The following is a 13,862-nucleotide window of genomic DNA, read 5'->3' on the forward strand; positions in this document are numbered from 1 at the left end:
ATTGCTCGTGATTAGTTAATTGCTCTTAAGGCTGCACAGGGCAGCATTTTTATACTTCATGGGACTAGATGCACCGGCACACGTAACACCTATACTTACCTAACACGCAGTGGTATTAGTATAAACCGGAACCGCCGTTTATACTTGCACCAGGGTGGGCAGCTAATGTATGCTGGCAAATGCTTCGCCGGGTTCGGGCAGCAGAAACGGATTATAGGCGATCTCCCACAGGTTATCATCCGGGTCAGCTATATAGCCGCTGTAACCGCCCCAGAATACTTTTTCCGGGCGCTTCAGCACACGTGCTCCTTTGCTTTCCAGTGCCGAAACCAGGTCATCTACTTCCTTCTCTGATTGCATGTTGTGGGCCAGCGAAAATCCACGGAAGCCTTTGCCATCGGCCTGCACGCCGGCATCATCAGCCAGCGACTCCTGCGGGAAAAGCGCCAGCTGAATGCCGTTGAGCTGAAAGAAAATAATGCCTTCGGTGCTGCTCGGCAGGGGCTGCCAGCCGAACGTATTTTGATAAAAATCCCGCGAGCGCTGCAGGTTCTTAACGCCCAGCGTAATAAGTGTGATCCGTTGTTCCATGTTATTCCGTTTTGTCGTGGCTCTTGTACATCTGCGCCATGTCGAAAGTCACAGTAAAGGTAGTGCCTTTATCCGGTTTGCTTTCTACAGAAATGTTGCCGCCCAGCGATGCCACCTGCATCCGGGTGAGGTAAAGGCCAAAGCCCTTAGAATCCTTGTTCCGATGGAAAGTTTTATACAAGCCAAACACTTTTTCTCCCACCTTTTGCAGGTCCATACCCAAACCATTATCATTTACAGATAGGTTAAACCGGTTGTGGTCGTGCCAGGTGCGGATATTAATTTCGGGCTTTCTGCTATCAGAGCGGTATTTGAGCGCGTTGGATAGCAGGTTGTGCAGAATGCTTTCGAGGTAAATTTTCGGCATGGTGATAGAAGGGGCCAGCAGCTCTGTACGGATGTTGGCCTGCGTCTGAGTAATGATCGCTTCCAAGTTCTGCTTCTCCTTTTCGATAATACCGGCAATAGCAACTGCCTGCTGCGGCAGCTGTGGCTCTATGGTGGTGCGCAGGATCTGGTTCAGGTCATCCACCGTGGCAGACATGTTATCCGTCACCTTACTTATCCTGTCCAGCACCTCAGGTCCGGAATCCGGTTCGGCCTGATACAAGGCATACAGGCCCTGAATGTTGCTCATCGGCGAGCGCAGGTTGTGGGAAATAATGTGTGCGAAATCTTCGAGGCGGCTGTTCTTGTGGCGCAGTTCCTCGGCAGTAGCTTGCAGCTCCTGATTCAGCGTATCCAGCTGGGCAGCCTGGTTGCGCAACAGAATAGCAATCACATCTTTTAGCAGCACCTGTGCTATCTCCAATTCATTCGCTTTCCAGGGCAGCGACTTGCCTTTCACCACTTCTTCCCACTTTTCAAAAGATTTACGCGGGTGAATGCGCTGGTCTGGTCCCGTTGAAACAGGTTTTTCAGGGTTGCCCGCCCAGATCCGGGTCTCCCTGATCTCCGGTTTAAAGTATAAAATGTACTCTTTGTTATACCGTGAGATCTCCAGCGCCAGCAGCCCGCTGGCAACGGCGTTATAGGCAGCGGCCGGCGCAAACTGCTTCGATAACGCGCGGGTATGAAAGATACGGTCAGAGCTGTGCGCTGCCAGCCAGTCTACCAGTTCCCGAAGCTGTGCTTTGTTGGGTACATGGCGGACAGTGTAGAATTTGTTCTGAATGAAAATCGCGGCTCCGCTGGCTTCGGTTAGGTCAAGCAGCGTCTGCTGTTGGCCGCATAAGCTTTCGCCCAGCTCCCCGGCAACATCCACCTGCGCCATCAAGGCTTCTTCTATCGCTTTATACTTTCCGAGCGTACCCAGATCCCGTTTCTCCTGGCTGGCAAGCACGGCATTCGCAAATGATTTGGCCATCAGGTTGCAAGACTGTCTGATCCAGTAATTGATAAAAACAGGCGCTTCGTTATGGCACGTAATCAGGCCCCACAGCTTGTCGCGCACTATAATGGAAATAGAGAGCGTTGCGCCGGCACCCATGTTCTGCAGATACTCCAGGTGAATCTCGGAAGGGTTGCGCAGTTCCGATTGTATGATGTTGGAAGGCGCACCGGTGGTGGGGTTGAAGTAAGGGATAATAGGTACGGCAGTAGCCAAAACATCGGGTATCTGCCGCACATGTTTTTTCTCGAGCAAGGCCCTGGCCGGCGCCGGAATGTCGGTAGATGGAAAATGGTGGTACAGATAAGAGCGAACGCCCGGCTTTATTTTTTCTGCGATCACTTCCCCATTCCACTCCTGGTCAAACACGTACAACATCACCCGGTCATAATCCAGCAGCTGCTGCACAAATTTCATCAGGAGCTGCGCTTGTTCTTCAAGTGATTCCAGGCTATTGAGTTCCGACTGAAACTGCGAGTACAGGTAATTTTGCTTCAGCCGCTCCTGGTCAGCAGTAGGCGTGTAGGGCTCCACTTCAAGTATGATCTTGTCTTCCGACTCATGCACAAAACCGAAAAACTGCTGCCCCTGTAAAATCAGCAACTGCGGGTTCATCAGGTTGGCATTTTGCAGCTGCCATTTCAGGTGGGTATACTCATCCGGTTTGCTCAGCGCCGCCAGGGTTTTGCCCAGCACTTGCTCCGGTGCTACACCCAGGTAGTGCCGGATGTTATCGCTTACCTGCTCTACCACAAAAGCGCTGTTGCTTAACACGATCAGAAAGCCATGTGGCTGCACCTGTCCAATAAGGTGGATCGGCTCAGAATCGCAGTTGGAAAGGTTAACGTGTAGGTTACTATAATTTTTCATGTAAATGACATAAGCTCCAGGTAATACGGAAATATTGCCGTTTTAGAGAGCTTCGGATCGATTTTGTACGGGTGAATTATTCTGTTTTGCCAGCCTGTTTCGGTTTATACTTATACTTGCAGCAGGCTTTGATCTGAAGAAAAAATATTAGTGCTTTCGGAGCTCAAAGGGCTAGCCCCATTTGCATGCTTTTACTGCCATACTGCCATTCCACCACCTTTGCCGTATCGAAATAGTAAAGGATACACTTTACCTTTTCGTAACCGAGCTGTTTGAAGCGCACGGCATAATGATCCAGTTTATTGCGGTGCTCCGGCGCTGGCGGCGGAAGCTTAAATTCGAGCAGCACCACCTGTTCGCCATCAAACACCACCCGATCGGGTTTGTAGAGGTAGGCGCGGGCATCCAGCAGCTCTTTTTCGTGCTCCACCACGACCTTATCTGTAAAGTAATGGCATAGCTTAGGATGGTCGAGCACTTTTTGCAGGCGCAGGTGCAAGGCAGGCTTTTCACGTTCGCTAATGAGGCCTTGGTTTACCATCTGGCGCAATACAGCATCCAACTGCGACGCCACTACCACCCGCGACAAAGCATAGTGCAGCTTTTTATTTTCCTGCCGCTGCTTTGTCTGCGTTTCAAAGTCGAATACGTTGTTGGCATGCTGCTTCAGTTGCAATCGCTGCGCCCAATCGGAGGTTACCAAGTGCTCCAGGAAGTATGTTTTGTCAGTTGCGATACTGGCATGATGTTGCCGTAGCACTCCCTTATGCAACTGGTAACAAAACTGCCCCGGCTGCCACAACTGTTTGTGCACCAGGAAGCGGTAAAGCAGGTGGCTGACATTCTTTGCATTTCCCTCCAGCGCCTTTGCTGCCTTGCGGTCGTCCTGCAGGTCTTTGCTGTTGCCGATCAGGTAAAGCCTGTCGATGGGGCGGGTAACGGCCACATACAGCATGTTGAGGTTTTCTATGAACGTCTTCTCAATTTCAGTGCTGTACTGCTCGCCCAGAACAGTTGTCTCCAGTTTAGAACTTATATTAACGGCCACGCTGCGCAGCTTGCCCGTTACGGTTACCTCATCCGGTAGTTGGCTCCACATCAGCGCCCGCGACATTGGCTCCGTGCTCCAGTCGGCAAACGGAATGATGACGATGGGGTAGGCGAGGCCCTTTGATTTGTGAATGCTGGTGATGGTGATGGCGTTGCGATCTTTGGGCGTGTTGATGCTTAGTTTTTCTTTCTGCACCTCCCAATACCCCAGAAAATTATTCAGGTTGTTGCTGTTCTTCAGGCTATACTCCAGCACCAGGTCCAGGAAGCGGAACAGGTACTCACTCTCATTATTTTTATCCAGTAAATTGAAAATGCGGATCAGCTGCTCAGTGAGTTCATAGAGGGAAAGATTGCCTGTTTCCCGCTCTTTCAGATCAAAGCCAAACACCCGCAACTGATCGAAAAAAGGCTGCGGATCAGTCGTATTAGCGATCTCGGCAATGCGCTGCGTCATACTGGTATCAGGTATGGTTTCCAGCGTTACGGCGCACACCAGGTACAGGGCTTCTGACTTGGCCAAGGTGTCATTGGGCCTGTTAAATACCCTGAACAGCGCAATAATCAGGTTAATGACTTCGGCAAACTGCAGGGAAAGCGAGTCCTGGGAGATGATATCGAATTTACGCTCTTTCAGGAAATTTGCAATGAGCTTGCTTTTGACGTTCGTGCGGCAAAGTATGGCCATATCCTTTAACGTATAACCTTCTGCGAGGCCATGATTAACGAGTTGCAGCACCATGTTCAGCATACTTTCGTCGTAACTCAGGATCTCGGGGTGGGAGTAGCCATCGTATAGTTCTTCCGTAAGGGAGCAGCCCTCCAGGTTATACTTGTAATTGGAGTCCTCGGCATGCGTAAACATGATCTGGATGTGGCCGCCACTTTTATCGCTGCCGGCTGGCACCTGCTGCGCAAACTTGTCATCATAGATAGAAGCGAACATTCCGAACGCCCGGTGTTGCGCGCTGATGAACGTGAACAGCTCATTGTTAAAGCCGATGATCTCTGCGCGGCTGCGGTAATTGGTATTCAGGTCAGCGGGAGACAAGGTATGGTTAACTGATTCATACCGTTCCCGGATGATCTGCCCGTGGCGGCGGTGTTGGTATAGTTTTTCCGTGCTCTTTTTATAGAGGTGCAGTATCTGCTCCATTTCGCCGCCGCGCCACCTGTAAATAGCCTGTTTGGCATCGCCCACCACCATACTAAAATGGCCCGAAGCCAAGGCATTGTCCACCAGCGGCAACAGGTTGTTCCACTGCAGCACCGAGGTATCCTGAAACTCGTCGATTAGGATATGGTTATACTTCTCACCCAGCCGCTCATAAATAAAAGGCACCGGCTCCAGCAGCACAATATCGATGATGCGCTTGTTGAACTCCGAAATATGCACTGTATTCTTGTCGCGCTTGATCTCCTGCAGGCACTTTTCCAGCTCATTCAGCACCGACACTTTATAGAGGTGCGGCACGATGGCGTTAATCAGCGTGGCCGTAGCCGCATACTTCTCCTTAATATCTTCGATGTGAAAGTATAGCTCGGTGAGATGTGCACTGACACTGTCGATCTGGCTTTTGGTTGCAGTGTTGACTTTGCCCGCATACCACTTGTTATCGGCTATGGTTTGGGTTGCATAATTATTGCTGTAGGTCAGGTCAGCCTCCCGCGAGAACTTGGTAAAATAGCCGCAGATGCCGCGGGTACTCTGGTAAAAATCGGCAGGGGAGAGGCCAGCAGTTTCTATACGTACTAATGCCTGTTGAGCAGCCTCCTGCACCGCTTCTTCGATCTGTTTTTTTGTTGCAAGCAGCTGGCCTCGTATCCCTTTAAAGTCCTCCAGTGTAAGTGCCTGCAGGTCGGTAACGGCTTCGTATACCTGCTCGTTCAACAAGTTCCGGGCAAAGTCGGCCAGGTCGTCAGGAAGTGTGTTCCAACTGCGGCCTTCGCGTGCTTTTTCCAGGGCGTACTGCTCCAGCGTTTCAGAAAGCAAGTCGTCTTTGCTGCTGCTTATTTTGTCAAGTAACAGCTGTACAGCAGTGGTCACCAGCGTCTGCGAGTCCAGATCTACCTCGAAATTATGCGGGATGTTCAGTTCGCGCGTAAATGCCTGCACGATCTTGTTCACAAAGCTGTCAATGGTGCTGACCGAAAAATCACTGTAGTTGTAAAGCACCTGGCTAAACAACCTGGCTGCCCGTTGCCGGACTTCCTCCTTTTCCAGCTTCTCTTCGGGGTATTCCTCCTGTAAGTCTGCGGTTATACTATCCAGCAGTTGCTCACTTTTAGCTTTAGAACTTTCTGGCTGGTTCTGGTCGTTAAAGCCGCGCAGAGCACCCAGTATTCGCTCTTTCATTTCTGCGGCGGCATCATTGGTAAACGTAATGGCCAGAATCGAACGGTAATACCCGGCATCAGAGGTGTGCAGCGCCAGCTTCAGGTATTCTTTGGTCAGGTGGTAGGTTTTGCCGGACCCGGCAGAAGAAGAGTATATTTTAAAGGTAGCGGGCATAAGGGCGTATCTATACTTTAAAGATACTGCGAAGGAGGGACTGGAGGCAAATTTAATCTCAAAAGTTTGTTGCAGGCACAAGCTAGCAGCTTCCAAAGGCTACAAAGCACAAGCCCCGGCTACTGATGGTTGCCGGGGCTTGTGCATATGTTTATCGGATAGGCGGAGCTTACGCGTAGGCTGGCTCTGAGATGCGCTGATCCGGTTTGGCCAGGTTAGAAGCAAAATCGTTTACGCAAACATGGTACATGATCCGCGCCATCGATAGGGAATAATCCGTGATAATACACTGCTGCTGTTCGGCGTGGGAGAGGGCTTTGCTGCCGCCCAGATTGAACTTGCTTAATTCCATTACTTCATCAAACGTATGGCGCAGCATCTTTAATGCTTTAAAGGACGGTTCGTTATAGTACATCGGGATAACCTGGCAAACTGCATAACTGCCTTTCGCGCGTTCAGCTGCGATTGATTTGCAAAGCGCCTCCACATTTGTTCTATCCAGGTCCGAGATGATTACGAAGAATACCTTCTTTTGCTCTGAACGATCTTTCGGGAACGCGTTGCTGTTCAGCAGCATGTTCCGGCTGATCTTGGTGCCTTGTACAAAAGACTCGTCTTTCAGAATCTTGTTATGAATTTTGAAAGCTAACGCTCCTGAAGCGATCAGGTTAAAGTCTTTACCTTTTGATGAGATTTTGGAGAAGTGCAACATACATATGGGATTAAGGGGTTACAGTTACATTTAAACAGTTTCAGGCACTACCAAGGTAGTAAGGGTAAGTACGTAGCTGGGGCCAAGTACATTCTGGTCGTCAGAAGCAGGTAAAGGGAGCTGTGCTAATTTGTATTGAATTTCACTTTTAAATAGCCTTAGCGACAGTGCAATTCTGCAATGTGATACTACTATTTTGCGTGTCTACGATGCTGAGTATAAAATGATTGAATTTTACTTATAGAATAATGCTAACGTCTGTATTTCTCTTGTGAATGTATCTTAAATACGGGTAAAAGATTATGTAGTTGCTTTTTGCTAATATTTTTTTTAATTATATGGCTTAAGTTAAACATTCTAACTTATGATGTGTATAAATAATGGTAAAATAGCTGCAATAATTGGTAATAAAACATAAAAGAAAGGTGAAGGAGAACAGTACAATTCAGAAAAGAAATTTTTAGTTAGTTTGAGTATAAATGCCTACCTTTGCGGCTGATTTGGAATCAGTCTGATTTACTGCATAACCGGATACACCTTCTGTTGGCATACCCTGATTGTTTTTAGTTTTTGCGTCGCTCTTTCCCAAGGGGTCAAGCCAGGCTGTCTCCAGATGTGTCATAAATTGTTATCAAGTAAGTTAAATGAACAAAATCAGATTTGAAGAACTTCCGCTTTCGCAGGAAGTACAGCGTGCCATTGCAGACATGGGGTTCGAAGAAGCCTCTCCCATTCAGACTCAAGCTATTCCTGTTGTATTAGAAGGCCGGGATATTATTGGACAGGCACAAACAGGCACTGGCAAAACAGCTGCCTTCGGCATCCCTACCATTGAAACCATAGATGAAAGCAACCGCAGCGTGCAGGCCCTGATCCTGTGCCCTACCCGCGAGCTAGCCATCCAGGTTTCCGGTGAAATTCAGAAATTAGCTAAGTATAAGCCCGGCATCAGCGTGGTGCCTATCTATGGCGGACAGCCCTATGACCGGCAGCTGCGCGCGCTTAAGCAAGGCGTACAGATTGTGATTGGTACACCCGGCCGCGTGATGGACCACATCGAGCGCGGTACCCTCGTGCTGGACCATGTGAAAAAAATCATCTTAGATGAAGCGGACGAAATGCTGGACATGGGCTTCCGGGAAGATATCGAGTACGTGCTCGAGCGTATTCCTGAAGACCGCCAGACCATTTTCTTTTCAGCTACTATGTCGAAGCCGATCATGGAGTTGACTAAGCGTTATCAGACGGATCCGGTTATCGTGAAAGTGGTGCATCAGGAACTGACTGTTACCAATATTGACCAGGTATACTTTGAAGTGCGCAGCGGCGTGAAGCAGGAGGCAGTATCGCGCCTGCTGGACATGTATAACCTGAAGTCTGCCATTATCTTCTGTAATACCAAGCGTATGGTGGATGAACTGGTATCCGGATTGCAGGCCCGCGGCTATTTTGCCGATGCCCTGCATGGTGACCTGAACCAGAACCAGCGCTCCAATGTGATGGGTAAGTTCCGCAATGGTACCCTGGAAATACTGGTAGCGACTGATGTGGCGGCCCGTGGCTTAGACGTAGACAATGTGGAAGCAGTTATCAACTACGACCTGCCACAGGACGAAGAATCTTACGTACACCGCATCGGCCGTACTGGTCGTGCCGGCAAGTCTGGCAAGGCGTTCTCTTTTGTCGGAAACCGTACTGACGGGTATAAGATCAAAGATATCATGCGCTATACCAAGGCGAAGATCGTGCTGCAGCAGATCCCGTCCTTGGAAGATGTGAATGAGATCCGCACCAACCTGTTCTTTGACAAAGTGCGCGAAGTGCTGGAGAAAGGCCACCTGGCCAAGCAGGTGGCGCGTATCGAGCGGTTTGTAAATGAAACCGATGGCTATACGCCGCTTGATGTTGCCTCAGCTTTGCTGAAGATGAGCATGAAAGAGGCTAAAGTGAAAGAGAAAGGCGCGGAAGTGGAGAAGGGCCTGCATCCTACTAAAGATGGCATGGACCGACTCTTTATCACCATCGGTAAGAAAGACCAGGTGCACCCACGCGATATTATCGACTTATTAAGCCAGAACAGCGATATTCCCGCTGCACGAGTGGGTGATATTGACCTCTATGATAAGTTCAGCTTTGTGGAAGTGCCGAGCGAATATACAGCCAACATTCTGCAGCGCGTAGGCCGCGTGGAGGTTGACGGTCGTACTGTGATCATCGAGAAATCAGACAAGAAAGTTGGCGGCGGTGGCGAAAGAGACCGCGGTAGCCGTAGCGGGAATGATGATTTCGGGTTTAACCGCTCTGGCGGTGAGAGCCGTGGCGGTGGCAACCGGGGAGGCTCTTTCAGAGACCGACGTGGTGGTAACGACCGCTTTGGCGGCGATCGTGGTGACCGTGGCGACCGCTTCGGTGGTGGCGATAGGAACCGAGGCGGTGATCGCGGCGGCTTCCGTAAAAAAAGATTTTAGAGTTGCGGAATACCGGTAGCTGTTTGGCTGCTTTTATACGCATACTTATAACGTCCAAAAGGCCTGCCGTGGGGCAGGCCTTTTTGTTTAGCTCACCAGTTCAGATTTTGTCTGGAATATCAAACCTAAGCCTGACTGCACCCGTAAACAGAGCATCATAAAAGGTTGGAAAATTAAACTGGCTGTTTACGCAGTTAAATAGAACGAGGCTCTTATCAGACGGATATCAGCCTCGTTTTTTTATACCTGTTTTATACTTGGTAGGCACAAAAAAAGGGCCGAAGCCCTTTTTAGTAGTGATGTATACAAATGTTATGCATTTTTCTTGGCTGCATCGCGCAAAGAGCGGATGTGGTCATGCGCATTTTTAACATCGTTGTATTGCTGTTGTACAATAGCTTTAAGCTCGCCAGGCAACTCTTTCTTCTGCGCTTCCTGGTACGCTTTCACAGCGTAATCTTCTCCACGTTCGCATTCGTCCAGCACACGCGCTCTGTCTTTAGAGGTCAGTGCAGATTTAATGTCGATCCAAGCGCGGTGTACAGTACCTTCTATAGAGCTACTCTCGTCGTCTGCATGGCCCATCTTTGTCAGTTGGTCCTGCAATTCTGTGATCATGCTATCGCGTTGCACAGCATATTTTCTGAACAACTCTTTCAGATCGCTGTCTTCAATATCTTCTGACGCTGTTTTGTAGCCTTTAGCGCCATCTTTGCATCTTTCAATCAGATGATGTATGGTTGAATATAATTCTTTATTGATCGTCATAGTTTTATTTTTAAATGATCCAATATGCAGTAATACTGCTATGGCGCTACTTTTGTTGCCCAAGGCAGTTTTACCGGCTGCCTATGACAGTGTTTGCGCGATGGCATTTCCAGCCAGGTAACCGGTTGTCCAGGCGGCTTGAAAGTTGAAGCCGCCGGTAATGCCGTCTATATCGAGCACTTCGCCGGCAAAGTATACACCCGGTACAATGCGGCTTTGCAGGGAGCGCATGTTTACCTGCACCAGGTCGATGCCGCCGCAGGTTACAAACTCTTCTTTAAAGGTGGTTTTCCCTTTTACCTCGATGGGCATTCGGAGCAGCGCTTCTACCAATTTGTTAGTGTTTTTGCCAGGCAAAGCTGCCCACCGCGTTTCTACCGGAATTTCGGCCAACTGCGTAAGCCCTTTCCAAAGACGCTGCGGCAGACCGAACATGGGGTTGGTACTCACAACCTTGTTGGGGTGCGCCTGTCGGTATTGCTGCAGGTGCTCGCGCAGCGTTTCTTCCGTGTATTCCGGTATCCAGTTGAGTAGGGCTGTGAACGTATACTGCAAGTCGTGAAAAAGACGGGCGCCCCAGGCAGATAATTTAAGGACAGCCGGTCCACTGTAGCCCCAGTGCGTGATGAGCAGCGGCCCCTCGTACTCCAACTTCTGGCCAGCTACCCGCACGCGAGCTTTCGGCACCGATACTCCCTGCAGGTCCAGCAGCGGAGACCCCGGCACGTTAAACGTAAACAACGATGGCACCGGCACTTGTACAGCATGGCCCAGTGCCCGCAGCCAGTCGTACCCGGCGCTTTTGGGGTTACCGCCGGTGCAAATCAGGACTCTATCTGCAGAAATACTTTCGCCGGAGCTAAGGTGCAGTACAAATTGTGCAACTTCGGCAGAGCCAGTGCTTTCAATTTGGGCCACACCAGCGCCTGTCCTGATCTTTATTCCCAGCCGCTGCGCCTCCTGCAACAGGCAATTGGCAATAGTTTCGGAGTTATCCGTCACGGGGAACATACGGCCATCTGCTTCGGTCTTTAACTGAACTCCCCGCTGCTCAAACCAAGCAATCGTTTCGGTGGCGCCAAAGGTTTTAAAGGCTTCTTTCAGCTGTTTAGCCCCGCGCGGATAATGGCGGGCAAATACGGCAGGTACCGGGCAATTATGCGTTACATTACAGCGGCCACCTCCGGATACCCGCACTTTGGCCAGCAACTTATTTGACTTTTCCAGTAACAGCACCTGCGCTTCCGGCTTTGCCTGGGCACAGGCAATGGCACCGAAAAAGCCGGCAGCGCCGCCGCCAATTACTACAACCCGCATACTTGTGTAAGATGAATTTTAATGGACTACAAAGGTAAGGAATTCGCCATAACTAATTTGCCGCAGCCAGCAAAGTACGAGCGCCTTGCCTGCTTCAACCTGGTACGTGTCACTTGGTTTATACTTGTGTCTAGCTCGAAAAGAGCCTTATTTATAGTCGCTTTCGCTAAGCTTGGTAAAGAATTGCAGTATACTTCATCCGGAGCACTGCTATACTTGGGCAGTCTGTCTTTTGCGGCATGCTGCTGTGCTTTGATGTTGCCTTATACCGCAAAGAGATAAGATTTAGTGAAACTTTTGGCTATCATATACTTATACAGGTTCGGCAGAGGCGTTCATTCAACTTTGTCCTACAAAATGAAAGAGAACCTAAACAACGCTATTTCTCCCACACATGCGCCAAAGCTCAGCCAGTTATCCGCCACAGCTATATGTGGAAACGACATTACATCTTCCTGCCTGTATGTCTCGGCACTAGCTATCATCTATGCGGGGCAATATGCCTGGGTATCGCTATTGATGGTAGGTGGGGTATTGTACCTGTTCCGAAGCATCTATGGCGAAGTGGTAGGAGCGCTGCCGCTAAATGGTGGCGCTTACAATGCGCTGCTAAACACCACCAGCAAGCAAACCGCTTCGTTAGCTGCCTGCCTTACGCTGCTGTCTTATATGGCGACAGCCGTAATATCCGCAAATGAAGCCATGCATTATGTGCACGAACTATGGAGCGGCCTTCCCATCATCTATGCGACAGTCGGACTTTTAGCAGTTTTTATGGGACTCACCATACTTGGAATTGGCGAGTCTTCGATTGTAGCGGTCATCATCTTTATCACGCACATGTTCACGCTCACGCTGTTGATTCTAGTGGGCGTTTATTACCTGACTACGCACGGGCTCAATATAATGCACCTTAACTTTAGCCAACCGCTGAAGGGCAGTATCTGGCAGGCATTATACTTTGGCTTTGCTGCTGCCATGCTGGGCATTTCAGGCTTCGAGAGCTCGGCAAACTTTGTGGAAGAGCAGCAGCGCGGTGTATTCCCCAAAACACTGCGCAACATGTGGCTCGCTGTTACCATTTTTAACCCGCTCACAGCATTTTTGGTGCTGGCTATTATCCCGATGGTAGAGGTGCCGGGACAGCAAAATGCGCTATTGGCTTATTTGGGAGAAGTAGCCGGTGGCAACTGGCTGTCTACGCTTGTATCGGTGGATGCTGCTTTGGTATTGAGCGGCGCTGTTTTAACTTCTTATGTGGGTGTTACGGGCCTCGTACACCGCATGACGCTGGACCGCTGCCTGCCGCAATTTCTGCTGATCACCAACAAGCGCGGCTCTGCTTACCTGATCATGATCAGTTTTTTCCTGCTTTGCGTTTCTATACTTTTCATCACGGCTGGCGATTTGGGCGCACTGGCTGGGGTATATACCATCTCCTTTTTATCTGTAATGGCGCTGTTTGGTGTCGGTAACATTTTGCTTAAGATGCGGCGTGGCCGGCTGCCGCGCCCGGTTCGGGCTTCTCCGATTGCCTTGTTTATAGCCATTGCTGCTGTAGCCGCTGCCTTGTTGGGTAATGCCATTTTAAATCCGGCGTACCTCTTCGTTTTTCTCAAGTACTTTATCCCGACAGTATCCATTGTGCTGATCATGTTGTATCGCATCCGGATTCTTCGCCTGTTTACATACCTGTTGCAGGAACTGGGCAGCCCGGTAGAGAAAATACTACCTTTTAAATCGTACACTCTAAAGCGGCTGATCACAGAGATTAAGTCGCATGAATTTGTTTTTTTTACGAGGGGCGATAATATCTACAACATCAACCAGGTAATGCGCTACGTGGAGGAAAATGAGCATACCAACCGCATCAAAATTGTGAATGTGCTGGAAGATGGACAGGAACCTCCTCATAAACTGATGGAGGATGTAGAGGTACTTGATCGTGCTTTCCCGGAAATAGACGTAGAATTCGTTACCATTAGAGGGCATTTCGGGCCTGAGCTAATAGAGGAGCTTTCTGAAGCGTGGAATGTTCCCAAAAACTTCATGTTCATAGGCTCACCCGGCCATCACTTTGTGTATGGCCTGGAAGAACTTGGTGGCGTCAGGCTGGTTATCTGATGCTGTTCTGGCGGCGCTCAAACAAGAATACCTCAATCACAGGTGTTTAACAAGTATGGA

At 49.6% G+C, this 13,862-nt stretch carries 8 protein-coding genes; 2 read left to right on the forward strand and 6 right to left on the reverse strand.

What is annotated here, in order from left to right; all coding sequences use genetic code 11:
- Positions 1 to 162: 162 nt before the first annotated feature.
- From ABDW72_RS03215 to ABDW72_RS03230, 4 genes are all read right to left on the reverse strand, one after another.
- Complete coding sequence (locus tag ABDW72_RS03215) at positions 163 to 591, reverse strand: VOC family protein (RefSeq protein ID WP_347157016.1); 429 nt, start codon at positions 589 to 591, stop codon at positions 163 to 165.
- 1 nt (position 592) lies between these two features.
- Positions 593 to 2,851 (reverse strand): ATP-binding protein, encoded by a 2,259-nt coding sequence (locus tag ABDW72_RS03220; protein WP_347157017.1) that lies wholly within the window; start codon positions 2,849 to 2,851, stop codon positions 593 to 595.
- A 163-nt stretch (positions 2,852 to 3,014) separates the two neighbouring features.
- Positions 3,015 to 6,413 carry a UvrD-helicase domain-containing protein gene (locus ABDW72_RS03225; protein ID WP_347157018.1) on the reverse strand — a complete coding sequence of 1,133 codons (3,399 nt, stop codon included), beginning with the start codon at positions 6,411 to 6,413 and terminating at the stop codon, positions 3,015 to 3,017.
- Between the two features lie 169 nt (positions 6,414 to 6,582).
- Positions 6,583 to 7,125, reverse strand: a complete 543-nt coding sequence (locus ABDW72_RS03230; protein ID WP_347157019.1) for a hypothetical protein — start codon at positions 7,123 to 7,125, stop codon at positions 6,583 to 6,585.
- A 644-nt stretch (positions 7,126 to 7,769) separates the two neighbouring features.
- Between ABDW72_RS03230 and ABDW72_RS03235 the strand changes: the two genes are divergently transcribed.
- Positions 7,770 to 9,593 carry a DEAD/DEAH box helicase gene (locus ABDW72_RS03235; RefSeq protein WP_347157020.1) on the forward strand — a complete coding sequence of 608 codons (1,824 nt, stop codon included), beginning with the start codon at positions 7,770 to 7,772 and terminating at the stop codon, positions 9,591 to 9,593.
- Between the two features lie 312 nt (positions 9,594 to 9,905).
- On the opposite strand, the gene ABDW72_RS03240 is transcribed toward ABDW72_RS03235, so the two are convergent.
- Both ABDW72_RS03240 and ABDW72_RS03245 read right to left on the reverse strand, forming a co-directional pair.
- Complete coding sequence (locus ABDW72_RS03240) at positions 9,906 to 10,361, reverse strand: ferritin-like domain-containing protein (RefSeq protein WP_347157021.1); 456 nt, start codon at positions 10,359 to 10,361, stop codon at positions 9,906 to 9,908.
- An 81-nt stretch (positions 10,362 to 10,442) separates the two neighbouring features.
- On the reverse strand, positions 10,443 to 11,678 hold the full coding sequence (locus ABDW72_RS03245; protein ID WP_347157022.1) for a BaiN/RdsA family NAD(P)/FAD-dependent oxidoreductase: 1,236 nt from the start codon (positions 11,676 to 11,678) through the stop codon (positions 10,443 to 10,445).
- Positions 11,679 to 12,035: 357 nt separating this feature from the next.
- On the opposite strand from ABDW72_RS03245, the gene ABDW72_RS03250 reads away from it, so the two are divergent.
- Positions 12,036 to 13,802, forward strand: coding sequence for an APC family permease (locus ABDW72_RS03250; protein WP_347157023.1), 1,767 nt, complete (start codon positions 12,036 to 12,038; stop codon positions 13,800 to 13,802).
- The last annotated feature ends 60 nt before the right edge of the window (positions 13,803 to 13,862 follow it).

This window comes from Pontibacter chitinilyticus (genome assembly GCF_039748935.1).
Lineage (GTDB): Bacteria > Bacteroidota > Bacteroidia > Cytophagales > Hymenobacteraceae > Pontibacter > Pontibacter chitinilyticus.